We start from the raw sequence: 25448 nt of genomic DNA, 5'->3' as shown, positions 1-25448 counted from the left end.
CATGGACCAGATATTTCTCGGCTTCGCTCAATTGCTTCAACCTTCGGTGCTGTTGCTGCTCACCCTTGGCGTTCTGGCCGGGCTCGTCGTGGGCTCCATCCCCGGCATCAACGACAACATCGCCTTCGCCGTTTTCATTCCTTTCTCGTTCGGCCTGCCCGCCGACCAGGCACTGGCGCTGATGGTGGGCGTTTATTGCGCCGCTGCGGCGGGCGGCGCAATTCCCGCCATTATGATCAAGGTGCCGGGCACCGCTTCGGCCTTGATAACGACGATCGACGGCAATGCCATGGCCCGCACGGGGCAGGCCGGGCGTGCGCTTTCCATCGCGATGACCTCCTCGGTCGTGGGCGGGCTTATCAGCTCATTGGTGCTGCTTGTCTGTGCGCCCGCATTGGCCAATATCGCGCTGCGCTTCGGCTATGTCGAAAACGCCGCGCTGACGATCCTCGGTCTATCCAGCGTCGTCGGCCTGTTGTCGGGCAACGTTCTCAAGGGCATGATTTCAGCCGCGCTCGGCCTGCTGGTGGCAACCATTGGCTACAGCCAGGTAACGGGCCTGCCGCGTTACACGTTCGGGAGCGTAAACCTGATCGAGGGCGTTCCCTTCGTGCCGATGCTCGTGGGACTTTTCGGCGTGGCCGCGGTGTTCGAACTGCTGCGCGACATTTTCAAGGAACGCCGCGAAAGCCAGCCCTACACCAGCATACCCGTCATAGGCTCCATGAAGCTCGAAAGCGGCCTTGTCCGGCGCCTGCTGCCGGTCTGGGGAACAAGCTCGGCTATCGGCAACTTCATCGGCGTTTTGCCTGGCGCGGGGATGCTCATGGCGATCTATCTGGCCTACGACCAGGCGGCGCGCCGCTACCGCCGCCGCTTTGCCGGCAAGGAAGGGGAGGCCGAATGGGGTAAGGGTACGCCAGAAGGCATCGCCGCCCCCGAAGCTGCAAACAACGCCGTTACCGCCAGCTCGATGGTGCCGCTGCTGTCGCTCGGTATCCCCGGAAACTCGACATCGGCGTTGTTCATCGGAGCCATGGCGCTACACGGGCTGGTGCCCGGACCACTGCTCTTCGCGCAGCATGGCGAGATAGCCTGGATGGTCATCGTGGCCTTCCTCGTTGCCAATATCGTCATGTGGCCGCTTGCTTTTGTGGTGATCCGCGTTGTCTCGCGCACCATTTTCTCAATCCCCAAATCCGTGATGGTTGGCATCATCCTCCTGCTCTGCATCCTTGGCGCCTATTCGGACGGGAACAATCTCTTCAACGTGTGGGTGGCGCTCGGGGCCGGTGTGGTGGCCTTCGCCATGAACCTCGCCGGCATTCCGCTCGGCCCGGCGATCCTGGGTCTGGTGCTGGGTGCTCAGATGGAGGCGTCGATCTCCAACTCGCTCAACATCTCGCAGGGAAGCTGGTTGATCTTCATCGATCCGGTGAACCATCCGATTGCGGCCGCCATGATCGCCTTCTCGGCGCTCATGTGGGTGGCCCCTCTCATCAGCGGCCTGCGTGGCCGCAAGGAACCCGCTGGAACCGGGCAAAGCACCCCGGTTTCGGAAAGCTGATCCCCCATGCAAGGAGACATGACCATGTCCAATTCCGACCGTACCGCCATCGCGGCTGCCCGCGAGAAACAGGTGCGGGCGCTGCTCACCGGCACCCGCGCTCTGCTCGATCGCGCACCGCTCGACCGCGCGCTGCTCGACAAGATCCGCGCCGAGGTGCAGGCGCTGGCGGATCGCAAGGAGCTTTGGAGCGCGGCGGATTACGCCCCACCCGAGGGTGACGAGAAACAGGCCCGCTACCTGATCGGCTCCGAAGGGCCACAGGGCATTTCGCTTTATCTCAACGTGATGCGCGCCGGGAAGAAGATACCGCCGCACGATCACACCGTCTGGGCCTGCATCGCCGCCGTCGAGGGCAGCGAGCACAACACGCTCTATACCCGCGAGGATGACGGTTCAAAGGAAGGCCATGCGAAGCTCTCGATCCGTGAGGTGGTCGAGATCGCGCCCGGCCAGTCCATTGCGTTGATGCCCGACGACATCCACAGCGTGGAAATTCGCGGCGACCAGATCATCCGCCACCTTCATTTCTACGACCGCCCGCTCGAGACGCTGTTGGAGCGCAAGGCCTTCGATATCGAGACCGACACCTACAAGATCATGTCGGTTGGCGTGAAAACCAGGACCTGAGCAGGACTCACTCGATGAAGACGATAATTGCAACCGCGCTCAAGCCCCTGCTGAGCGCGGAAGGGGAATTTGCATTCCTCGACATCCGCGAACACGGGCAGTACGGCGAAGGTCATCCCTTCTTCTGCGTCAGCGCGCCCTACAGCGTGATCGAGGAGCGGGCGCCCATTCTGGTGCCGCGCAAGGACACGTTTTGCATTTTGATGGATGACGGCGACGGCGTGGCCGGGCTCGCCCATGAAAGGCTGGCGGCGCTGGGATATGGCAACCTTCTGGTGCTGGAGGGTGGGGCGCCGGCCTGGGCGGCGGCGGGATATACGCTGTTCAAGGGCGTGAACGTGCTGTCGAAGACTTTTGGCGAACTGGTCGAACATGCCTGCGGAACGCCTTCGATCTCGGCCGAAGACCTGCACGCGCGACAAAAAGCCGGCGCATCGCTGGTCGTGCTCGATGGCCGCTCACCCAAGGAGTTCAACAAGATGTCGCTGCCCGGCGCACGCTCCTGCCCGAATGCCGAGCTGGGTTACCGTCTGCCCGAACTGGTGGCGGACGAGAGCACGCCCGTCATCGTCAATTGTGCGGGGCGCACCCGGTCGATCATCGGGGCGCAGTCGCTGCGCAATCTCGGCTTGAAGAACCCCGTCTTTGCGCTGCGCAACGGCACGCAGGGCTGGCGCCTGTCCGGCTTCGAGCTCGAAAACGGGCGCAGGCCCGACCCGCAGCCCAAGCTCGGCAGTGCATCGGTGGCGCTTGCGCGTGCGCGGAGCGCGGAGCTTGTGCGCAGCTTCGGACTTTCGCGCATCGACATGGCGACGCTCGCCGGCTGGATGGCCGATGAAACACGCACGACGTACCTCCTGGATGTGCGCACCGAAGAGGAATATCTCGCCGCCCATCTTGATGGTGCGCGCCACGCGCCGGGCGGCCAGCTCGTTCAGGCGACCGACGAGTACCTCGCGGTGCGCAACGCCCGCATCGTGCTGAGCGATGATATTGGGCTTCGAGCCGCCTCGACGGCGATCTGGCTCAAGGGCATGGGACACGAGGTCTATCTGCTGGATGCGGACGCGTCCAGGGGCCCGGCCCGGGGGGCGGAACCGTGTCCGCAGATGGCGTTCGCGCCGTGGATGCCGCTTTCGGAAGTCACCACGCGGCCGGGCCTTCGCCTGCTCGATGCGAGCCGGAGCATGGATTACCGCGCCGCGCATGTGGCGGGGGCTGAGTGGGTCACCCGCGCACGGCTCCCCGAGCAAATGGCGCAGGGTCCAATTCTCGTCATCGGGCGCAGCGCGGCGCTTGTCGCGGGTGTCGTGCAGCGCCTGCGCGAATTGGGCGCAACGGAGGTCGCGGGCAATGTGAGCGGCCCCGAGGATTGGCGCGCCGCCGGGCTCGAAGTGGTCTCGACACCCTATACACCGCCCGAGGAGGCATGTATCGACTTCCTCTTCTTCGTGCACGACCGGCACGACGACAATCTTGAGTCCGCCCGCCAATACCTGGCATGGGAGCTTGGCCTGCTCGACCAGCTCGACGCACAGGAACGCGGCGTGCTTAATCCTGTCATGGCCACGGAGCGGGAGACTGTCTGAAATGAGCGCCGATACAAGAAACAGCCTGCGTCGTGAGACGCGGCTATGCCATTACGGCCAGCCCGCGCATCCCGGCCCGGCCAACCCGCCCATCGTGCGGGCATCGACCATCCTGCATGACACGGTTGAAAGCTACCGCGACACCAAGCGCCGACGCGAGAGCGACGACAGCGTGCTGTCTTACGGCCGTCGCGGCACCACGACCGCCCATGCGCTGATGCAGGCGATCGCCGATCTCGAGGGGGCCGAAGGCGCGTGGCTCTTCCCGTCGGGCGTCGCCGCGATTTCGTCCGCGCTTACGGCGCTGTTGCGCCCGGGCGACCACTTGCTCATGGTCGATACGATATTCGGGGCGACCCGGACCTTCTGCCAGGATATCCTCTCGGAATACGGGGTGAGCTTCGACTATTTTCCATGCGGCACGGCTGATATCACCTCGCACCTGCGTTCCGAAACGAAGCTGGTCTTCGTCGAAAGCCCAGGTTCGCAGACATTCGAGGTGATGGATCTGCCGGCGCTCTGCGCCTCGGCCCATGCCGCCGGGGTTCTGGTGATGGCCGACAACACCTACGGTTCGGGATGGCTCTATCGCCCGATCGAGCTGGGCTGCGACCTGTCGATCATCGCGGGGACGAAATATCTGGGTGGCCATGCCGACGTGATGATGGGCGCGGTCAGCGCCCGCGGCGACGCGGCCGCCCGGCTGCGCAAGGCGGTGCATGTCACCGGCCAGACGCTCGCCCCCGACGAAGCCTATGCCACGCTGCGCGGTATCCGCACCCTGTCGCTGAGGCTCGAACGCCACGAAGGCAACGCACTGCGGCTTGCCGAATGGTTTGCCATGCGCCCGGAGGTTCTGGGCGTGCTGCATCCCGCGCTACCCGGCCATCCCGGCCACGAGATATGGATGCGTGATGCCTCGGGAAGCAATGGGCTGCTTTCGGTCGTCTTCGCCCCTGGTTTCGACGCCGAGGTACTGCTCGACCGGCTGACATTGTTCGGCATAGGCAGCAGTTGGGGCGGGTTTGAAAGCCTCGCCATGCCCATCGACCCCGAGCGTAATCGTGCCTCGCTGCTGGATTATCCGAAAGAGGCGAAAATCGTACGGTTTCATGCCGGGCTTGAACATATCGATGACCTGATCAACGATCTCGAAGCTGCGCTGGCGACCCTCTGAAAAGGACGAACGACGGCGAACTGCTTCGACACGAGCCATTGCGAAACATTTCATTACCGTGTCACGTCCACTGGCTGCGCCACCGCGAGTTCGTCGGCGAACAAGGGCTTGTCCTTCCATAAGCCGCCGCTCGCCAGTCTCGCATATCCATGGTTAAAGACGGCGCGCATATAGTCGGTGTTGAATGGATCGGTAACGTTATAGGGGATCTGTGTATCGATCGAGGCGACACGGACCCGGATGCCGGTCCTTTGGGCATAGAGGTAAGTGGCCACCAGCGCGCTGCGTGTCTGTGCCCTGATAAGGGCGGAGCTCGCCCTGGCCATGACGGCGAACGTGTTGTTCGTTGTCGTTGAGAATTCCGGCATGAGCGCGTTGTTGACAATGATATACATGTTTAGCCGGTGGCCCTTGGGCCAGGCGCTCTTCGCCGGATTGGTCATCCATCCCTCGGGGATCGTCAAAATCGAGGAGGCCGAACCGCCATCGGAATGCATTTCCTCAAATTCCTGGCCGCCGGATTTCGCCTTGATAAGCACGGCGGGAAAAATGCCGGGTAAGCTTGCCGACGCGATGATGATGTCCTGGAAGAGCTTCAGTGCGTCGGGCCGGCCGCTGTCGGCGATGGCGCCCATGTTCCAGACCACGGCTCTTAAGGAATCGAGATTGGACGTCAAAACCAGCAGACGCCGTCCCTTGCGGTGCTCCGCGGCGATCTTCGCCATGACTTCACGCGTCAGATGCCGTTCGACCATTTTTCGAAGCGGCGCCTGTTTGAGAAGGCTTGGGCCGAGCAGGCCCTTCGGCAGGAAATCGGCATCGACCAGTTCCTTTGCAACGCCGCTTGTATAGAGCTCGACGAGCATGTCGTCATAGGTAGGTCCGAGAAACGCAAAAGGCGCCATCAGCGCACCAGTGCTGACGCCGCTGACGATATCGAATTCCGGCCGCTCTCCTCTGTCCGACCAGGCCTTCAGCACCCCGACGCCGAAGGCGCCTCCGGAGCCGCCGCCGGACAGCACGAGATAGTTGACGTCCTTGTCTCTGGGGATCGGAAGCCACTCACGTTCTTCCGGAAGCTGCCGGCTCGTATCGGCATAGATGCGAATATCGCCAAATCCCTCAATAGTGGCGTTTGCCGCGGCTTTCGGCCCATAAACCACACGGTCCGGCGCCAGACAGCCGGCAAGAAACGCCAGCATCAGGATTCCCACCAGCCTATCCAAATTCACCGCCCTATATTCGATTGCGTTGGGCGATATCAATTCAGATCGGCTGTTTGCCTTGGGTTTTGTGTTATTAAGAGTTGTTGTGCTGGAGCGCCGCGTTTCGAGGCAGGTTCGCTTGCCGTTGCGGCAAAGGCGAGGTTTGCTGCGAATGAGCTTGTACCGGCGGCAGCACCAAAATTGCGCATAAGCCATGCGGCGATATGTTCGTGAGCGTCAGTGAGCCGCCGTGGCCTTTCACGATTTCATCCGCGATCGAAAGTCCGAGACCGAAACCGGTATTCGCGCTTGATGTTCGCGCCTCGTCAGCCTTGAAAAACGGCTCCAGAACCTTGTCGTGAAAGCCGTCTTCGAGTCCAGGGCCGTTATCTTTTACGACAATGACCGTTTCGCCCTGGTTATTGCCGCTGAGCTCGATGTCCACGATCGTGCCAAATCGCACCGCATTCTCAACGAGATTGGTGACAGCGCGGATGAGGGCTTTTTGCCTGCACAGATACCCAAACCGCTCGGGACCAGTATAGTAGACGGTATGTCCCAGATCACAAAACTCCGATGTGATCGTTTGCAGCAGGCTGGAGATATCGACCTTCTTGAGCGGCTCGATCGTGGCATTGCTGCTCAAATATTGCAGGCTTTCCTCGATCATGCCGGTGAGCATGTCGATATCCGCGAGCATCGCTTCCCGCGAAGCCGGGTCCTTGGAGCGCTCCACCCGCATTTTGAGGCGCGTCAGGGGCGTCCTCAGATCGTGGCTTACAGCGGTCAGCATCCGCGTACGGTCATCGACCATCTTGCGGATACGGCGTCTCATGGTGTTGAGCGACGTCGCAAGCGTATGAAGTTCCTTGGCGCCTTCGGCGGAAAACACCTCTTCCTCATCGCCATCCAGGCGCAATCGCCCCGCCGCGTCGGCGAACCGGACGAGGGGCGATGTAATCATGGTGCTGATATAGAGAACCAGGACGATCATCGGCAGCATCAGGATGAGGATCTTGACGGAGACCTCTATGATGGTGCCGAACAACGGTGGTGAGACATCGGCGCCGGAGAAGCCGATGACGAGGGCGCGCCGCGCGTCGAGGTGAACCGCGAGCGTACTATGTCCTTGACCCTCCGACGTATTTTCAAGAACGATTGCTTCGAAATCGGCTGGCAGGAGGTTGCGCAGCTCATCCGAAAGGAGGTGATCGTCTTGACGATCCCTTTCGCCGATAATATCGCTCCACGGCGCAATTTTCAACTCAAGTCCGAGTGGCGCGCTGGAGCGTATCAGATTTTCGATTTCGGATTCATTTCTGGCGTGACGAAGCTGGGTCACGAGCAGCTCGATCTGGGCACCCTTGGCCAGAAGAGCTTTTTCATTCTGGAAGATGAACGGCTCCGGTAGAATTGCAATGATACAAATGATGATCGTCGGTATGGGAATCGCCGCGAAGACGATGAACTGCAGCCGTATTGACGCCTTGCGGAAGCGGTCGATCATGGAGTTCATGGCGCTATCGCCACTTCCGGCGTGAAGATGTAGCCGCCCAGACGTACGGTCTTGATCAATGTCGGATTCTTGTAATCCGGTTCGATTTTCTGCCGGATCCGGCTAATGTGAACGTCGATGCTGCGCTCGACCGGACCGGCGGAGCCGGCATGGGTGTGCACGAGGATCTCATGCCGCGTCATCACCTGTCGGGGATTTCGGCAAAGCACGAGCAGCACATCGAATTCCGCCGTTGTGAGCGACACATGGACACCGTCGCTATCGATCAACTCGCGCGTGACCGGATCGATCCGCCAACCGGCGAAAATCATGACTTCCTGGCTGGGCTTGACCGGAACCGGATAGGATGAGCGCCGCAAAAGCGCTTTTATCCTTGCCAGAAGTTCTCTGGAATTGAACGGCTTGGTGACATAGTCGTCGGCGCCCAATTCCAGCCCGACGACCTTGTCTATCTCCTTCGTCAGCGCGGTCAGCATGAGGATGGGGACGGTGTTGGACGCCCTGACCCTCCTGCATATGCTGAAGCCGTCCTCGCCCGGCAGCATCCCGTCCAGAACGATAAGCTGAAATTCCTTCTTTTTCAGGATGCGGTCCATCTCGACCGCCGATCGAACGGTCTCGGCGACGTAACCGGCCTCCTTCATCAGATCGATCAGCATACCCGCGATATCCCGATCATCCTCGACGATAAGAATTCGGGCCGGGGTGAGGCCATTATATGCCATTGAATTCATGAGTTCAGCCATTTGTGTCGCCGCCCGATTGAAGAATATCCCGTCTCCAAACCTGATTGTCAGCAATAATTGTGTTTAATTTTGTTATTGCCGCTCTGTCGGGTCGAACGGCGACGTTGCGTTTTAGAACAGGGCCAGGACCGGTAAATTGGGGATCGAAGCCTGTAAACAGCCGATGCTTCTGATCAGGGGAACCAAAGCCAGCATGATCAGCCCGTCGAGCACCGTCTGTCGCAACCGGCTCGGATCGATCTCCAGCTGGTGAGCATCTTTCCATGAACGCCATCGAGGCGCGAAACGAGGAACGGATTTAAGGTACAATTCGAAGGATTCGCCGTGTATCTCGTGCAAAGCGGCTTCTTCGCGCTGAACCACCGGCCAGAATATTGCGTAGGCGACAAGAACCAGCACCAGCGCAATGGTAATGCTTCCGGTCTGGGCGCCAAGGCCGGCGGCGGCGGCAAATGAAAACAAGTAAAGGGGATTGCGGGTAACCGAATATGGGCCTGATGTGACCAGATGATCGATTTTCCGGCCGCCAATGTAAAGCGTGCTCCAGGCGCGGCCGAGAATGGCGACGAAAACCATCAGCAGCCCGGTACTCTCCAGGGCTTCGCGTTGCCATGAGCCTGGCTCGAAAACGCCTGATGTGAAGAGGAGAACGGGTGAAAAGAGAAGCACGGCAAGACGGATCCTCGTCTTGCGGCGGGACTGGATCTGGGCGAGATCGTGCGCGGAGGTAGGCAAGGTGGCCATGATATTTCCCATATGTGCGAACGGCATTCGAGTGCCGTTGATGGGGTCCATGTTAATTTGGCCCGCCGTTATCATGTGTGTCGTTGGATTGAGAAATGTTAATGCTGGTTTCCATGCGTCATGCCAACCGCCCGTCCTCGATGGTGATGATCATGTCGGCAAGATCGATGATGCGCGTGTCATGGGTCACCATCACCGTCGAGGTGCCGCGCGTCTCAGCCAACGTTTTGAGAAGGCGCACCACGTTGAGCCCGGCTTCCTTGTCCAGCGCGGCGGTTGGTTCGTCGGCGAAAACGATCTCCGGGTTTGATACCAGCGCGCGGGCGATGGCGACGCGCTGCTTTTGTCCACCGGAAAGCTTTTCCGGTAGATAATCGATACGCTCGCCGAGGCCGAGTGAGGTTAGAATATGGACCGCCGCGGCGTTCTGCTTGGCCGCATCGCCGCCCGGACCATGCACCTCAAGCCCCATCAGTGTGTTCTGACGTGCGGTCAGGCTTTCATGCAGATTATGCGCCTGAAAGATGAAGCCGAACCGGCGGCGCAACATCTCCTGCGCCGCCTCGCTCGCGCCATGCAATTCCTGTCCGAGAAGCCGGATCGAGCCTTCCTGTACCTTGCGCAGAGCTCCCATCAGTGTGAGCAAGGTCGTCTTGCCGGAGCCGGAGGGGCCGCGCATGACGGTCAGGCTGCCGCGCTCGATCGAAATCGATATGTCGAAGAGCACCTGTCTTCGGGTTTCGCCCGAGCCGAACCAATGATTGACGCCCTGAAGCCGGATGGAAGGTTCCCTGCCTGTCATCATCAGAACAAATCCGCCGGTTCAGCGCTGCGAAGGCGAAAGGTCGCGAGCATACCCGAGACCGCACAGGCAACGAAGGTGCCGGCGAGCACGGCCAATGCACGGTCCGGCGTCATGCCGAGCGGCAGGCCCGTCGCCACCGCCATGATCTGATAGGCGCCGCTCCCCAATATGACGCCGGGCACGAAGCCCAGAAACGCCATGATCAACGCCTCCTCCAGAACGATGCCGAGGAGGAAGCGGTGCGGATAGCCCATCGCCTTGAAGGTGGCATATTCCTTGATATGGGCGGCGACGTCCGATGCGAGCACCTGATAGACGATGACGAGACCGACCAAGCCGCCGATGAAGACACCGATCCCGAAGATGATGCCCATCGGCGCCTCGGTGTTCATGTAGTTGATTTCGTCGGCGACGGCCTGAGACATGGTGCGAACCTGCACCTGTTCCGGAGCAAGGCGCGCATTCAGGCGCGCGGCGACGATTGCCGGGGTCTCGCCCGGCTTCACCTGTATGAGGACATGGCTTGGTGTGCTCGTGCTGCGCTGGCGGACGAGCTGCTGAAATGTCTGGTCCGAGACGAAGAGCCCGCCATCGGCACCGAACCCGCTGCCAAGCTGGAAACTGCCCACGGCTTGAACGGTATGGCCATTGATTTCGAATGGCGGGGATTTTCCGGCTTCCGCGAGCTGGTCAATACCGGCGATTTCGCGATCGATGAGGACGTGGCCGAAAGGCGCGAGCATTGCGAGCTGGTTGCCGACCGTTGCGCCCGCGAAAGCAACGGCCTCGGGTTTCATGCCATAGACGATCAGGCTTTTGGTCGTGCTGGGGGACTGCTTCCAATCGGCATTGCCGATATAGAGCGGGGTGGCGTCGGCCACGGCTGCATCCGCAAGCGCTATATAGAGAACCCGGCGCGAGACCAGTTCGCCATTGACGAGCTGCTGGCGCAGCGGCGAGATGATGATATCGGCGCGAAACGGCGCATAGGTCATTTCGATGGTGCCGGTCATCGATGCCACCACTCCGAGCTGGACGAAGACCAGCAGGTTGGCAAACGCGATGCCGGCCACCGCCGCGAACAGACGCGCACGGTTGTGTGTGAGTTGCAGCCAGCCGATGGGTATGCGCCGGAACACAAGTTGCAGCAGGCGGGTCATTCGGCGTTCGTTCCGATCCTGCCGATGATCTCGAGATTGGTGTAGGTGCGAGCCTCGACCGAAGATTCCGCGTCGAGCGCGACGGTGACCAGAACGATGCGGGCATCGGCATTGGCGGCGGGCTCGTTGGACATCACCGATTGGCGCCCGACGATCTGCCCGATCCTGATGACCTTACCGGTCAATGGCGCGCGCAGCGCCTCAGCCGTCATGCTGACCGTCTGGTCGAGCGCGACCTTCTTGACGTCGGTCTGGTAGACTTCCAGCTCGGCGGTCATCCGCTCGACATCACCGATTGTCATGATACCGGCGGTGGACGGTTTCTCGCCGACACGCGCACGGATTTCCAGAACGGTTCCCGCCCTTGGCGCCACAACCCGCGAGGCCGCCAGATCCTCATCGGCGCGGGCAAGATTGGCGCGCGCCAGATCGACATTGCGTGCCGCCAGCACGATGTCGGATTGATTCCCGCTCTCGGCGCCGTTGAACCGCTCGACGAGCGCGGCGGTGCGACCCAGTTCCGCCGTCGCCTTGATGACGTTCGATTGCGCCTGCTGGAGCAGCGCCTGGGTCGTCACCTTGCTTTCGGCCAGCCGAGTGAGGCGGGAGAGATCCTGCTTCGCCAGAGCGAGCGCCGCTTCGGCGGAAGCGCGGGCGGCCTGCGCCTCCGCGAGGCTTGCCACGGTCGAGGCTTTCACCTGCGCAAGCGCGGCGACTTGTGCTGCAAGTGTCGACTCCGCACTTCGTTTCGCCGCAAGGAGCTGCGGCAGATTGTCGAGTTCCGCGAGGATTTGTCCGGCATCGACACGGTCGCCTTCGGGCACCAGCAGCCGGGCGATGCGTGCATCTCCCGCACCACTGGGAAGCGCCACCGCCAGCGTACCCCCATCCGGGATGAGGCGGCCGAGCGCGACGACATCGGCGGCGGCCAGGTTCTGCCCAAGGGCCGGAACATCGGAGGTATGGACCGGATCTATGCTGCCCGGCTGCGAATAAAGGCCCGCCATGAGGCCGACGCCCAGCGACGGCGCTACCAGAGCCAAGCGCCGGAGCCATATTTGACCCCGCCGTTCCGCCGGGACGGCGGGGCTTTGAGCCGCCGCCTTTCCCGGGTTTTCCAGCGGCAATACGATACCATCCTCGCCCATCTTACGCATTGGCGCGGCTTTTCTTCTCAGATTGTGCAAAACTTATTTACCCTGCACCGGACGCCGTTTGTCGGTCCATGACGGCGGCGCACCGACCTGTGAGGCGGCCATGTCGATCAAGCCGGGCGAGCGGCCAAATGCTTCGCAAGCGGCGTATTTCGGCTTTCCGCCTAGATTGGATTTAAGCTTCTGCCCAGAGGGCAGGCTCACAGGAAACCCCTTGAACGGCGACTTGCCCTTGACGAGCATCTTGGAGAAATCATCGCCGAATTTCGAGGCGAGCGAATAGGCGTCTCCTACCTGCGAGGCGCGTGCATCGTCGCCGATGAACTTCGCACCCTTGGCCCAGACCATTGCACCCAGCTGTCGGCCGTCCCGCGACGTCGCTTCCGCTTCGACCGCAAGCCCGCCAAGCCCTATCGGTATTCTCGGAACGGGAACGGATGTCGCGAACCCTGCTCCGAACGAGGTGGCAGCCGACACGCCGGCGACGGTGGCATTGGTCGGCACGATATTCGTGACGGTGGCGTGAACGGTAATATCGGCGTTTTCCGGCGAATCGACCACGGTATAACGATCGCTGACGCCGACACAGAGCGCGCGGCCGAGTGCATTGGCCACCAGACCCTGATCCGAGGACTTTTTGACGGATCGCGCGGCGGCGGGGGAAATCGCCACAGGCTCGATATAGATCGTCTTCAGCGAAGCCAGATCGGCGGGAGCGACCTTGTATTTCGCCTTGGTCATTTTCCCGTTATTCGAGGTCAAGCCGTCATAGGAAGCCAGCGTGTTCGCCTGATCGAGCGGCACGTTGGCGCAGCCGCCCATCATCAAGGCAAGAGGCCATACAAGATGGATGGCGCCGATAGACCGGCGCCGCGGCAGGTCGCCTGCCAGGCCAATACGGGAATGTGACATTTCGTGTTCCTGTTAAAAGGAGAAGGCGATGACACTCCGTTTCGGACCGCACCACTTCTGCCTGCTGCAGGAATGAGGTCTCACACCCCCTGATTAGATTGGGTTTTGAAATGTTAAGTGATGTTGCTCACTGACGCGAACGGATATTACCTTCAGAAACGTCAGGCCCGGGCCCTGTCCCGGCATGAATGCGCGCCGTCGCGGTGCGCAAGCAGGCCCCCGCGGAAGCTTCGCGCATTGTCCAGCATCCACACCCGCCAGTCCGCGCGTGTCGCGGGAGGGATCGGGGCATGCTGTTCCAGCATGGTCTTGGCCATGGCATCGAGCAGCGCACGCTTGTGACTTATTCCAGCCCCATCGGCGCTTCCTGCACACGGTCTCGCAAGGGCCGCTCTTCCATGGCGATGAGGGCTATCAACGCGATAAGAAGACCTGCGGCCGCCGCGGCGAAGACCCAGCGGTAAACGAGTGCGACATCGAGGCCATGGGCGACGAAGCTTTGCGCAAGTGTCTCCATCGTGATGTGGCTGGCGGCGCCTGCGGGAAGCCCGCCCAGGAGGATCGCGCCAAAGCCCGCCACCACGAGCGCGCCGCCCAGCGAGCGAAAGAAGTTCATGGTGGCGGTGGCCGTGCCCATCTGATGCGGTGCCACCGCGTTCTGGATCGCGACCGTGGCGACGGGCAGAACCGTGCCTAGCCCTATACCGGCGATGCCGAGGACGATTTCGAGTGCGATGACGGGGAGGCTTTTCGGCATGGCGGCCAGAATGGCGAGCGCCAGGATGGCGATGATGAGGCCGATCACTGGCATGCGCTTGTAATGCGTGACGATCGGCATCATGCGGCCCGTACCCGCCGCGCCGAACATCGTGCTCACCATGAACGGCATCAGGGCAAAACCCGACGCGCTCGGGCTGAAACCGTAGACCGTCTCAAGGTAGATCGGCAGATAGATGATCAGCCCGATGAACGTACCCATGCAGAAACAAGCAGCGACGGTTCCCATCCTCACGATCGGGTTGGCCAGCACCTCGGCGGGGATGAGGGGCTCGGGCGCGGTTCTCAGCCGCCAGATGAAGGTGATCCAGAGTGCGGCGGAGAACGCAAAGAGGCTCAGGATAAGCGGCGAACCCCAGGGATAGCTGAGCCCTCCCCAGTTGAGCGCCAGCATCAGCGATATGGCCGCGGTGGCCATCAGCGCCGCACCCAGGAGGTCAAGACGGTGAGGGCGCTCGTAATGCGGCAGCTTTTTCAAAAGCGTGCTCGTCATCCAGAAGGCGAGAAGGCCGAGCGGAACATTGATCCAGAAAATCATCGACCAATGCAGATGCTCCGCGATCAAGCCGCCCAGCAAGGGGCCGGCGATGCTCGACGTGATGAATACCGCGGCGATATAGCCCTGATAGCGTCCGCGCTCCTTCGGCGAGACAACATCGGCGATGATCGTCTGGGGCAGGGCGATCAGGCCGCCGCCGCCAAGGCCCTGCAAGGCGCGGGCGAGGATGAGCACCACCATGTTCGGAGCAAGCGCCGAGGCGATCGATCCCAAAATGAAGAGACCGACGGAGACGAGCAGCGTCACCCGTCGTCCCGCGATATCGGCCATTTTGCCGTAGAGCGGCGTGACCACCGTCGCGGTCAGCAGATAGGCAGTGACGATCCACGAGAGGAGGTGAATGTCGCCCAAATCCTGCCCGATGGTCGGCATGGCGGTGGCCACGATCGTCTGGTCGAGCGAGCCCAGCAGCATGGCGAGCATGATGCCCAGGATGATGGCCCGCGTCTCCGCGAAGGTCAGTGCCGGTTTACTGGAGGGCTGGGCCGGTTTTCGGGATGACTTCGTTTTCGCAATAGCCATGAATAGTCTTAAGCACCGTTTGCGTAGCTGTTCAGAATAAATGCAAGGTATGGCGAGTTTTACCGGATATACTTAGCTAATATGTTGCTAATATGTTTGAATAATCTATTGCGCTGTATGTTTATCAAACATGTTTATCAGACGTCATTCCTTCGGTTCCCGCTTCGTTAACGGAAGGCGGCTTTCGTTGAGGAATGTCCCGGATTGATCGTCGCCCGTGGTCGATCGGGTGAAAATCACGCGAGGACCGGGACGATATCGCAGGGGAGCTCTGGATAGGCAAAATCAGTCTGCGTGCCGCTTGTTCTTTTCCTGTTCCCTGACGGCTCGTTGACGGGTGTCGGCAGGAGGCGGCGGCTAATTTGCGGGAATGCGGCGGGCGTTGCGGAGCGGCGGCACAAAGGGAGAGGGGGGAGGGAGTTTTCGCAGCGGGTTGAAAGGTTGGAGAGAGGCTCCAGTCGGCCTGCTACGGAGAAACGACATGGCAACGGCCATTCAGAAAATTACCCTCGACCGGTCCGAAGACATTCCGTTCGACAAGCTTGAACTCTCACAGAAGAACGTGCGCAACATCAAGACGGGCGTCTCCATCGAGGATCTTGCCAACGATATTGTGTTGCGTGGACTTCTCATGTGCCTGAACGTTCGGCCGATCATCCGTGAGAATGGCGAGGAAACCGGACGTTACGAGGTGCCCGCCGGCGGCCGGCGCTATCGCGCTCTCGAACTGCTGATCAAGCAGGAGCGTATGGCAAAGACGGAACCGATACCCTGCATCGTCAAGCGCGGAGGCGTTACTTCGGTCGAAGACGATTCACTTGCCGAAAATGTTCATCGGCTCCAGCTCCATCCTCTCGAACAATTCCGTGCTTTCCAGACCTTGCACCTCCAGGGTCTCGACGAGGAGGAAATCGCTGCGCGTTACTTCGTCCCCGTTTCGACGGTACGCCAGCGCCTTCGGCTCGCATCGGTCTCGCCATGCCTGCTCGAGCTCTACGCAAATGACGAGATGAAACTCGAGCAGGTAATTGGCTTTCTCGATCACCGACGACCACGTTCGCCAGGAACAGGTCTGGGATACGGTGACGCGGTCGCATGTCCGGGAGCCGTATTACATCCGTCGGCTGCTCACCGAAACCGCGGTGCACGCCGCCGACCGACGCGCCGTCTATGTCGGCATCGAGGCCTACGAGGCGGCGGGGGGTGTTGTCATGCGTGACCTATTTGATGAGGATAATGGCGGCTGGCTCCAGGATCCGGCACTGCTTGAGCAACTCGTGTTCGAGAAGTTGAAGACCGACGCCGAGGCGCTGAAGGCCGACGAGGGCTGGAGATGGGTCGATGCCGCGATTGACTTCCCCTACGGCCATGCATCGGGTTTGCGCCGCCTCTACGGCAAGCCGGCCGCATTCACCGCGGACGAGCTTGCCCGCTTTTCCAAGCTGAAGCCGGAATACGACAGGCTCGATGCGGAGTATGCCGAGGCGACCGAATATTCCGAGGAAGCCGAGGCTCGGCTTGAGGAACTGGGCAATGAGCTGGATCAGCTGAATGAGCGCCCTTGTGTTTTTGACCCCGAAGAGGTCGCGTGTGGTGGTGTCTTCGTTTCCTTGAGCGCAAGCGGCGAACTCAAGATCGAACGCGGCTTCATCCGTCCCGAAGACGAGGCCGTCATCGAAACCGATGACAGCCATGCGGGGGATGATCATGGCGAGGGCAGCAACGCCGCCACCGCATCGATGACCGGTGGAGTCTCGATCGCAGGCAAGCCGGTTGTCATCGAGCCGATCGAGGAAGAAGATGACAAGATCCGACCCTTGGCTGATCGCGTCATCTTGGATCTGACCGCGACACGCACTGTCGCGCTCAGGAACGCACTCGCCAACGATCCGATAATGGCCTTTGTCGCCGCGCTACACGCCTTCGTCCTGAAGACCTTCTTCATCTACAGCTCGGACACGTGCCTGGACGTCACGCTGCGGAGTGCAACGTTCGGCCAGACGCAGGGGCTCGGCGAAACGGTCTGGGCAAAGGAGATCGAGCAGCGCCACGAGGCATGGGGACAGGATCTGCCAAAAGTGGCCGGCGATGTGTGGAACTATCTGGTCGCTCTCGACGATGCCAGCCGTCAGGCGCTATTCGCCCATTGTGTTTCGCTGTCGCTCAATGCCGTTATCCATCCGTGGGACCACCGGCCGGCGGCGCTCGCCCATGCTGATCAGATCGCACGCTTGATCGGTTTCGATATGATCGAGGCAGGCTGGAGGCCGACGGTCGATAACTATCTCGGCCGCGTAACCAAAGCGCATATCCTGGAAGCTGTCCGTGAAGCCAGGGGCGAGCAATCGGCGCAATCCATCGATCATCTCAAGAAGCCGGATATGGCGCGCGAAGCCGCCCGACTGCTGGAAGACAGCGGATGGCTCCCCGGACCGTTACGCCTGGCGGTCGATGCGACGTCTGGAGTCCACCCCGGCAATAGCCAGGGCGGAGGTATCGCGGATAGTACCCTCGAAGAGGTAAATGCCGACCTGCCGCTATTCCTGGCCGAGGCTGTCAAAGGCGAGGATAACGCCGCGGACGATGACGACCGCGAAGGACATCGCCATCTCGGCGCCGCGGAATAACCGGCCTCGGTCTATTCAAATCAGGTCCGGATCCGTGCCCGGCGCCGTCTTGCCATCCGGACAAGGAGAATAAGCGTGGCCGCGCCGCTCATCCTCAATGCCGTCGGGGCGGCTTCACGCTGCCGCTGATCGGTGGGTGGGGCTGCGGAAAAGGCCGTCCCGCAGCCTGATCGGTCATCTCGCTGGTCTTACCGGCAACGAAGATGAAACCCGGGACGTACGGCAAAGCGGCCTCTTTCAGCATCAATTCAAACCACTTGACCCGGCTCCGGCAGGAGACCGGGTCGCGGCCATTTCGAGGAGCATGCAAATGTTTCAATGGACACAATCCTGCTCATATGACGACAGGCAGAAGTGCCTCTTCCATTCCACCGCCCGTTCCCGGCTGAAAAAGCTGGCGGCCGAACTCCGTCTTGCTGGCGCATCTTACGACATCCGGTCCAACAAAGCGGGCATCGCGGTCAGCGGTGAGATCACGCTGTACCACGAGCAGTTCTACCTGCAGGTTGGGCAGTTCGGTCTGGCGTCTGGACACGGCATCCTGATCCGCACCTGTAAGGGGCGGAAGGGTTTCACCGGCGGGCTCAAACATTTCGTCGAGCTCCATCTGCTCGACGACATTCCCGCGCTCGCCGCCAGTGTTCGCGCCATCACTGGGATCGGGCGAGCGATCGAAGCAACACCGATGCGCGGTGACACGGCCTGACGCCTCTCAACTCACCCATCCTTGTCCACCTCCCAGCCCGATTGCCGCGCACGCGTTCAGTCGGACTCTTTCTCCCAGGAGCTTTCATCATGAACACCATGGTTTCCACTTCCATGCCGGTGCCCGCCGGCTTCAAGGTTGACATATCGCGTGGCGAGCGCATCGGTCGCGTTTCTTCCGAGTGGTTCTCGCGTCCCGACGACGAGCGATATCTGTCGCTCGGCGAGCTCCATCGAGCCGTCAAGTCCCGGGCCGCCCACGCCCGCGCCAGGACGGTGGAAAGCACCGCGATCCGCGTGGAAGCAACCCGCGACAATGCCGAGCGCATCTCCCTCATCGTTCCCGGCGAACACCAGCCGCTCGCGCCCACGCATTGGAGCTACGGACAGCTTTGCAGCCTGATCGGCGCTCCTTCCAACTATATGCGCCAGTTGCCTGCACCGCTCGCGGCGATCAATCTCCAGCACGGTCTCCTCAATAATCGCTCCGAGTCGGTGAAGACGCTGGTGATGGATGACGGTCGTGTCGCGCTGCGGGCGGTGACGGGTCCCGAGTACGGCCGCATTTGGGATCACGAGCTGATCTCGGCCGTGATGAATATCGCAGGCAACGGCACAGGCGACACGATCTGGAAAGTGCCGGGCGTACTCGACTGGTCGACAATGACCCACAACCCATTTGTGGACATCACGAGGGATACGACGACGCTTTACGCTTCGGACAGGGATGTGTTCGTATTTCTGGTCGACGACACGCGCCCGATCGAGGCTGGCCGTCTTCCGAATGGCGAGCCGGATCTGTACTTCCGCGGATTTTATGCGTGGAACAGCGAGGTTGGCTCCAAAACGCTGGGAATTGCGAGCTTTTATCTGCGCGCCGTCTGCGCCAATCGCAATTTGTGGGGCACGGAAAATTTCGAGAAAATCACCATCCGGCACTCAAAATTTGCCGCGCACCGCTTCGCCCACGAAGCGGCACCAGCGCTTGCGAACTTTGCCAATTCCTCGCCATCATCCTTCATCGCCGGCATCCATGCCGCGCGCGAACGCATCGTTGCGCGCAACGACGAGGACCGCCAGACCTTCCTGCGCCGTCGTGGTTTCTCCAGGGTCGAAACCGGCAAAATCATCGAGACGGTGCTCTTCGAAGAAGGCAGGCCGCCGGAGAGCGTGTTCGATTTCGTGCAGGGCATCACCGCGCTGGCACGCGGCAAGGCTCATCAGGACACGCGGCTGGAACTCGAAGGCAAGGCTAAAAAGCTGCTCGAGAGTGCGGCCTGAGCGTTTCCCAGAGGCCTCTTGGCCCGAAGTCATCGCCGCCGCACGGATTTTCCAGGCGGTGGCACTTTTCTTGTTTGCAAAGGCAACAGCGGTCGGCCGGCAATGTCGGCGGGTTTCAACGCGCGATCGGGGCCGGGCTTGTTTCCGTCGTCGTGTTGGAGCGCTTACCATCTGTTCGACCGGGACCTGGCGCGCCACGGCGTTCAGATCGATGTTCCCCAGGTGGGGCGGCTTCTTCGGGTCAGACCGCGCGGTTCTCGAATTCGACGACGGACGGCGTCAAGGGTTTGCATCGCCACGGCAACGTCAGGCGGCTGAAATCGGAACCCTTTCCGGGGCTCAGGGGAGTTTTGGCATCTCGCCATCTGCTACTCTCCAGACCCAGGGCGTAATCTCCGGTCTCGCTTCAATCATATCCGCGAGCGCATGCTCGTAATCGTCTCTGGCTGCCGCGGGCACGATGAACATCGCGACCGGGGCAGGTTTGTGCTCCGGCAGCGTCACCGACACAATCGGCTGCTCGCGCGACAGGTTGAAGCGCAATCCCTTGATGCTCTTGCGCTTGAGAAAGCTCAGCTTCTCAAGCAGTCGCAGCTCGTTGATATTCTCGAAAGGCAGCCAATGCTCGTTGACCACCATCAGCGCGATCTCCTCGACCGAGGCGATGCCAGCGGCCGAAATCCCGAACGTCGCGATAGCGATCAGATGGAAACCTTCATTCGAGCGCCAGAGCTCCAGCTCAGCCTCGTAACGTGCGGTCAATCGTCCCCATGCGCCGTCGTCGATCATCAGGGGGAATGGCAGATGCCGAACAACGATCTTGTGCCCCTCCCGTGCCGTGGCGAACTCCTTCACGTCAGCCACGATCAGCATCAGCTTACGCGGGCCCGGGCCAGTTGTCTGTATGCCCTTGAGCGCAGCCGCCCGGCGGGCGCCGATACCGTCCCTGTCTTCGGAATGAAAAGCCTCGGGAACGAAGAGCATGTCGTTCAGGGGCTCGCCCCTTGCTGTCATCAGCGAAGCCGCGTTGAGAAGGCTGTTACGCACCCGGCCCCAACCGCGCTTGCCGGTCCAGGTGGAGCGCCATTCAGTCAGTTCTCCAGCGTCCCACAGATAGTGCAGCATCGCCCGCAACGAGAGCTTCTTCGCTTCACCGCGGATGCCCGGTTCCGATTGTTCTGAAGAAGCAACTGGCGATGACCGAGGCCCTCTCTTCGTCAGGGAAAAGTCCAGCTTCAGGTCGGCCCTTCCGCTTGCATCGACCTGGATCGCGTTGCCAATCAGTGGTCCCAAGCCGGATAGCTCGTACGGCGGCTCATAGGATGGGCATGAAGGATCATGGTCGCGCCCGGTTAAAGGCATGCGCTTGACGAGATGCTGCCCGTCCAGCCGCGCGATATACATCGGAACGGGCGGTTCCATGCACATGCACAGCGGTCGTAGCCGCTGCTCATAGGCAGAGGGAAGAAGCTCCTCGAGCTCGGGTGAGCTCTCATTCAGCGTCCGCTCGCCGATCGTGAATTTTCGCATCTCTTTCCTCCTCACGCCGGGTCAAGAGGTAACATCGACCATATTAGGATCGATGTAACACGGACGGTATCGATTAGACTATCAGAAATTTACCAGTATAGTCGATGTTGGCCGGAAGGACGGGTGGCACGGTCCGACACCGACGTGAATGTGAGAAAGCGGCGGACAAGGAAGAGGCTGGATCAGAGCTGAGGTGCGGCTTTCGGCAGCCCTTCATGAGCGATCGACATGATCAGCCGCTTATGATCGCCGCCGCCGAACTTACCCGGCATTGCTGCAATCTGGGGGTTGGCTGGATGGAGGTTCTCACCACCAGGCAGTCCCGGCAACCCGCGCTTGACCGGTCGGGGATCGATCGGCCGGTTCAACCAGGATGATCGCCCTGGCGTGGCGCTTCTTCGTGTCGAGGAAGGAGTGGCCGGCGATCCTTTGCAGCCTGATTCAGCGTCATCGCCTGCTCGACATCTTTAGCTGGTCGCGAAGGAGATGTTTCATGCTTACCGCCACGGATCTGGCGGACTGTCTCGCACGCGATGCCGAGGCCGTCTGCCGGCATTATCTTTCCGCCGGCCGCAGAGCCGGTAATTACTGGGTCGTTGGCGACGTCGCCAACAATGAAGGCCGCTCACTCTATGTGCATCTAGTGCGCGCGATGCCGAGGCTGTCTGTCGGCATTATCTTTCCGCCGGCCGCAGAGCCGGTAATTACTGGGTCGTTGGCGACGTCGCCAACAATGAAGGCCGCTCACTCTATGTGCATCTAGGCGGCCCCCGCAAGGGTCGGTGGACAGATGCCGCAACCGGGCAATATGGCGATCTGCTCGATCTTGTGCGGGAAACCTGTGGGCTGGTGGATTTCCGCGATGTTGCCGATGAGGCGCGGCGCTTCCTCAGCCTCCCTTTATCCGAACCGGCGTCGTCCCGTGGGGACGACGCCCCCGATCCATCGCCGGTCAAAAGACCGGCGGCCGAGCGGGCGAGACGTCTATTTCGTATGACACGGCCGCTCGCGGGAACGCTTGCCGACAGCTATTTGCGACAGCGCGCCATCCCGCGGGCCTCCCTGCATCCGGCCCTGCGGTTCCATCCGTCCTGCTATTACCGGGATCTCGCAACCGGCCGAATGGGCGGTTTTCCCGCCCTGATCGCCGCCGTGACCGATGCCTCCGGTTCCATCACCGGCGTGCATCGCACTTATCTTGGGTTCTCCGGGACCGATCCGGACAGCGTCGGCAAGGCGAAGGTTGACACACCCCGCCGCGCGCTCGGCCACCTGCTCGGCAATGCCGTGCGCTTCCGCTTCCCCCTCCATGGTCCCGTCCCGGTAATGGCGGCGGGCGAGGGACTCGAGACCATGCTGTCGCTTGTCACCGTGATGCCCGGCATGCCGATGGTCTCGGCGCTGACGGCCAATCACCTCGCCGCCTTCCGGCTTCCGGCCGGATGCCGGCGTCTCTACATCGCCGCTGACGCCGACGCCGCCGGCAGGCATGGCATCGAGGAATTGAGCCTCCGCGCACAGGCGGCGGGGATCCTGCCGCTCGTGCTCGCTCCGGAGCTCGGCGACTTCAACGACGACCTGCGTCGGCTCGGTCGCCGCTGACGCCGACGCCGCCGGCAGGCATGGCATCGAGGAATTGAGCCTCCGCGCACAGGCGGCGGGGATCCTGCCGCTCGTGCTCGCTCCGGAGCTCGGCGACTTCAACGACGACCTGCGTCGGCTCGGCCCCGACCGGCTTATGGCGCATCTGCGAGCGCAACTCGTTCCCGAAGACGCGCTGGCCTTCCTCTCTGCCTGAACCGGCCGTACGGAAAAGCGAGGGATACGCGGCGTGGGGTAAGGCCGGTTCTTGCCGGTCCTCGTCGGTGAGCGGGCGCCTGCGGCCTGCCGGAAGGCGCCTCGTACCATGCGGGGGCGGGCCTTCAGCGGGTCAGTCGGGTTTCTTCCCCGCGCCGGCAGAGCCGGCGCTCCTCGCGGGTCAAGAAACCCTCTTGTTCCCGCCCGGCGCTTCGCTGGGCCGCGGCGCAAGGCGCCGCGGTTCCGGCCCGCCCCCACATGAACAGAGATCGCCGTCAGGCCGCGAGAGGCGCGGCCGCAACCGATGGAGATCATCATGAACCTGACCTTGCCCCTCGACGACGCCTTCGAGCCCCACCATTCATCCTCCCCGACCGACCGCTTCATCTACGAGATGCAGATTTATGGCCATCGCCCCTTCCAGGACGGGCCAGATCCGCGTCCGCTGCCCGAGGAGCCAGTCATCCAGTCCGCGCTAACCACGGTCTTCGATGCGCTGTTCGAGATGCTCGGTGACACGCGGCTGGAGCCCGATCTCGAAGACCTGCTGTGGTCGACGGTCAATCTGTTCCACCGCGCCAGCGAGCGCATCCAGCGCGAGCTCCACCACAACGAGGATGCCCAGCGCATCGGCCAGCGCGAGCAGGACGGTAGCGAAGTGAAGAGCGTCGAGCTTGAGCGCCGCATCGCCGAAGGCGTCACGCTTCTGGAGCGCCGCAACGCCTTCGAGTTCATGCGCGACTATGCGGCCGACCTGTTCGAAGCTCAATGCGGTTCGGCATGGCGACCGCGCACCGGCTCGAAGGTCAGCCACGTCAACATGACCGCGGCAATGATCGACAGTCGCGACTTCCTTTCCGCCCGCCGCCACGCCGAGACGGAAGTTCTCATTCCTGCTGGCACCAAGATCGCCTTCGGCGGTGGCGTCGACTACAATGATCACGAAGCGATCTGGGATGCGCTCGATCGTGCCCGAACAAAGTTCCCGGACATGGTGCTGTTGCACGGCGGCTCGCCGAAAGGGGCCGAACGTATCGCCGCCTGCTGGGCCGAGACCCGCAAGGTGACGCAGATTGTCTTCAAACCGAACTGGACGAAACATGCCAAGGCGGCTCCCTTCCGGCGAAACGACGACATGCTCCAGGTCATGCCGATCGGCATCATGGTCTTTCCGGGCTCCGGCATCACCGGCAACCTCGCCGACAAGGCCCGCCGGCTTGGCATTCCGGTCTGGCGCTTTGGAGGAGACGGCGCGTGAGCACCGTTTTCTTGGAATTCTGGAAAATATGGATCATATGGAGACCAACAAAAAGAGTACGGCATGCGGCACTTCACGACAGGCGATCTCAACAAGCAGGTTGGCGACGTCACCGACGCCGCCAGCCGCGAACCCGTTGTCCTCACGAAGCACGGGAAACCCCGCTTCGTGTTGATGAGCTACGAGCACTACGAGCGGATGCGCACCGGCGGAGACCCGCGTCGTGCTTATCTTGCCTCCGAGATGCCGGAGGAACACAAGGAGCTCGTCGCCGCGGAGACCGACAGACTGGCGCGCGGCGAGGGGTATGACGATGAGCCGTGAGCCCGGTCAGGTCATCGTCTAAAGCCATCGGAGATACTTTGGAAAGAGGCAAGGTGGAATGAGCGCCGATCCTCGCCGGGTGGGCCGCGCGGACAGGTCCAAGGCACGAGGCCCGACTGGCATGCGGGAGACCTCCGTGGCGCTGGCCTGTCCAAACCCGAAGCCGGCCCTTCGGGGAGCCGGTTCGGCTCGTGCTATTCCGGGATAGTCCAGAGGATGGCTTTGTTGCCTCGCCTGCCGCCCGCGCGGTGCGAATTGTCGAAGATCGCGGCGGCTCCAGGCGTTTCGCGCCGAACAAGTGACGTATTCGACCCCCCGGCGTGACCGTCCTGAACCAGCCGCCGGGTTCGACCGCCGGGGCTTATTGAAGAGCACGGGTAACCAGGAGAGCCTTCGCGCGCCTTTTTCTGACCGCGGGTGACGACGGGCAATGACGGGGTAGCGAATCCCGCCGCTCCCGCGATCATGGTGCATTGTGGAGAGCGGGATCGTGGCGGCCTGGTGTGCGTCGCCATCGGTTACATCCGGCTCATTCCCGTGTTATGTCGCCTTGTAGAGGACCGCCTGCTTACCGCGGTCAACCCCCGCTGGGGGTACGCTCGACAAAAATCCAGGAAAATTCGATTTCGGTTTTATGCCCGCAGGCCAGGCACTTTCCCTCCCACAAGCGGGGCCCTGGAGAAAGTGCGGCCGGCTTACCACGGCAAATAGAATTTTCCTGGATTTATGCCGAGTGACCGCAGCAGGACGGCCCTCTCCTTTGACGCCATCGGGAATGGTCCCGATGCAACCGAAGGAGAAGTACAATGGCATCCACAATCGCAAACCTCACCACCAAGGCTGATGGCTCGATGGAAGGCATC

The 25448-nt window shown here is 61.6% G+C and carries 20 protein-coding genes and 3 pseudogenes; 13 read left to right on the top strand and 10 right to left on the bottom strand.

Annotated elements, in window-relative coordinates; translation table 11 throughout:
* Position 1 precedes the first annotated feature (1 nt).
* From ATN84_RS07170 to metC, 4 genes are read left to right on the top strand one after another with little or no spacing between them, the layout of a single operon-like run.
* The gene (locus tag ATN84_RS07170; RefSeq protein WP_068880949.1) at positions 2–1567 is read left to right on the top strand and encodes a tripartite tricarboxylate transporter permease; all 1566 of its coding nucleotides are present in this window, start codon (positions 2–4) and stop codon (positions 1565–1567) included.
* A gap of 24 nt (positions 1568–1591) precedes the next feature.
* Complete coding sequence (locus ATN84_RS07165) at positions 1592–2197, top strand: cysteine dioxygenase family protein (protein WP_068881055.1); 606 nt, start codon at positions 1592–1594, stop codon at positions 2195–2197.
* Positions 2198–2211: 14 nt separating this feature from the next.
* A complete protein-coding gene (locus ATN84_RS07160) occupies positions 2212–3786 on the top strand; it encodes a rhodanese-like domain-containing protein (protein ID WP_068880948.1) in 1575 nt (524 codons plus the stop codon).
* A gap of 1 nt (position 3787) precedes the next feature.
* A complete protein-coding gene (gene metC / locus ATN84_RS07155; RefSeq protein WP_201026334.1) occupies positions 3788–4963 on the top strand; it encodes a cystathionine beta-lyase in 1176 nt (391 codons plus the stop codon).
* A gap of 53 nt (positions 4964–5016) precedes the next feature.
* On the opposite strand, the gene ATN84_RS07150 is transcribed toward metC, so the two are convergent.
* The 9 genes from ATN84_RS07150 to ATN84_RS07110 all read right to left on the bottom strand — a co-directional run bounded on the left by ATN84_RS07150 (position 5017) and on the right by ATN84_RS07110 (position 15063).
* A complete protein-coding gene (locus tag ATN84_RS07150) occupies positions 5017–6177 on the bottom strand; it encodes a patatin-like phospholipase family protein (RefSeq protein ID WP_244491014.1) in 1161 nt (386 codons plus the stop codon).
* Positions 6178–6262: 85 nt separating this feature from the next.
* Positions 6263–7684 (bottom strand): sensor histidine kinase, encoded by a 1422-nt coding sequence (locus ATN84_RS07145; RefSeq protein WP_244491013.1) that lies wholly within the window; start codon positions 7682–7684, stop codon positions 6263–6265.
* A complete protein-coding gene (locus ATN84_RS07140; RefSeq protein WP_068881053.1) occupies positions 7681–8409 on the bottom strand; it encodes a response regulator in 729 nt (242 codons plus the stop codon). Before ATN84_RS07140 ends, ATN84_RS07145 begins: the two co-directional genes overlap by 4 nt.
* Before the next feature lie 132 nt (positions 8410–8541).
* A complete protein-coding gene (locus tag ATN84_RS07135; protein WP_082766150.1) occupies positions 8542–9249 on the bottom strand; it encodes a methyltransferase family protein in 708 nt (235 codons plus the stop codon).
* 43 nt (positions 9250–9292) lie between these two features.
* Positions 9293–9979: an ATP-binding cassette domain-containing protein gene (locus ATN84_RS07130; RefSeq protein ID WP_068880945.1), complete on the bottom strand. Its 687-nt coding sequence runs from the start codon at positions 9977–9979 to the stop codon at positions 9293–9295.
* The gene (devC, locus tag ATN84_RS07125; protein ID WP_068880944.1) at positions 9979–11139 is read right to left on the bottom strand and encodes an ABC transporter permease DevC; all 1161 of its coding nucleotides are present in this window, start codon (positions 11137–11139) and stop codon (positions 9979–9981) included. Before devC ends, ATN84_RS07130 begins: the two co-directional genes overlap by 1 nt.
* Positions 11136–12296, bottom strand: a complete 1161-nt coding sequence (locus ATN84_RS07120; RefSeq protein ID WP_082766149.1) for an HlyD family efflux transporter periplasmic adaptor subunit — start codon at positions 12294–12296, stop codon at positions 11136–11138. Before ATN84_RS07120 ends, devC begins: the two co-directional genes overlap by 4 nt.
* A gap of 33 nt (positions 12297–12329) precedes the next feature.
* Positions 12330–13205 carry a DUF3313 domain-containing protein gene (locus tag ATN84_RS07115; protein WP_082766148.1) on the bottom strand — a complete coding sequence of 292 codons (876 nt, stop codon included), beginning with the start codon at positions 13203–13205 and terminating at the stop codon, positions 12330–12332.
* Positions 13206–13548: 343 nt separating this feature from the next.
* On the bottom strand, positions 13549–15063 hold the full coding sequence (locus ATN84_RS07110) for an MDR family MFS transporter (RefSeq protein ID WP_068880942.1): 1515 nt from the start codon (positions 15061–15063) through the stop codon (positions 13549–13551).
* Between the two features lie 481 nt (positions 15064–15544).
* Here ATN84_RS07110 and ATN84_RS07105 point away from each other — a divergent pair.
* From ATN84_RS07105 to ATN84_RS07095, 3 genes and pseudogenes are all read left to right on the top strand, one after another.
* Positions 15545–17690: pseudogene (locus ATN84_RS07105) on the top strand (ParB/RepB/Spo0J family partition protein).
* Positions 17691–18000: 310 nt separating this feature from the next.
* Complete coding sequence (locus ATN84_RS07100; RefSeq protein ID WP_068881051.1) at positions 18001–18396, top strand: hypothetical protein; 396 nt, start codon at positions 18001–18003, stop codon at positions 18394–18396.
* A gap of 89 nt (positions 18397–18485) precedes the next feature.
* Entirely contained in the window at positions 18486–19676 is a 1191-nt protein-coding gene (locus tag ATN84_RS07095) for a hypothetical protein (protein ID WP_068880941.1), read from the top strand.
* A 339-nt stretch (positions 19677–20015) separates the two neighbouring features.
* Here the strand turns inward: ATN84_RS07095 and ATN84_RS07090 are convergent, their stop codons facing one another.
* Complete coding sequence (locus ATN84_RS07090; protein WP_068880940.1) at positions 20016–21206, bottom strand: DUF1173 domain-containing protein; 1191 nt, start codon at positions 21204–21206, stop codon at positions 20016–20018.
* Between the two features lie 215 nt (positions 21207–21421).
* Here ATN84_RS07090 and ATN84_RS27235 point away from each other — a divergent pair, with 215 nt between their 5' ends.
* The 6 genes and pseudogenes from ATN84_RS27235 (at position 21422) to ATN84_RS07075 (ending at position 24585) form a co-directional block, all read left to right on the top strand.
* Positions 21422–21583: a hypothetical protein gene (locus ATN84_RS27235; protein WP_161939560.1), complete on the top strand. Its 162-nt coding sequence runs from the start codon at positions 21422–21424 to the stop codon at positions 21581–21583.
* A gap of 116 nt (positions 21584–21699) precedes the next feature.
* Positions 21700–21969, top strand: a complete 270-nt coding sequence (locus ATN84_RS28120) for a hypothetical protein (RefSeq protein ID WP_425287380.1) — start codon at positions 21700–21702, stop codon at positions 21967–21969.
* A pseudogene (locus tag ATN84_RS07085) lies at positions 21852–22799 on the top strand (DUF7146 domain-containing protein); the annotation flags it as partial. The gene ATN84_RS28120 and the pseudogene ATN84_RS07085, both read left to right, overlap by 118 nt.
* Positions 22798–23004 (top strand): annotated as a pseudogene (locus ATN84_RS25855) (toprim domain-containing protein); the annotation flags it as partial. The pseudogenes ATN84_RS07085 and ATN84_RS25855, both read left to right, overlap by 2 nt.
* Positions 23005–23319: 315 nt before the next feature.
* Entirely contained in the window at positions 23320–24261 is a 942-nt protein-coding gene (locus ATN84_RS07080; RefSeq protein WP_068881050.1) for a DUF2493 domain-containing protein, read from the top strand.
* A gap of 63 nt (positions 24262–24324) precedes the next feature.
* Positions 24325–24585, top strand: coding sequence for a type II toxin-antitoxin system prevent-host-death family antitoxin (locus ATN84_RS07075; RefSeq protein ID WP_068880939.1), 261 nt, complete (start codon positions 24325–24327; stop codon positions 24583–24585).
* Positions 24586–25448: the final 863 nt, after the last annotated feature.

Origin of the sequence: Paramesorhizobium deserti (genome assembly GCF_001558695.1) — a bacterium.
GTDB classification, from domain to species: Bacteria; Pseudomonadota; Alphaproteobacteria; order Rhizobiales; family Rhizobiaceae; genus Paramesorhizobium; species Paramesorhizobium deserti.
The sequence above is the reverse complement of the archived record's forward strand: the minus strand, read 5'-3'. Positions and strand labels throughout refer to the sequence as shown.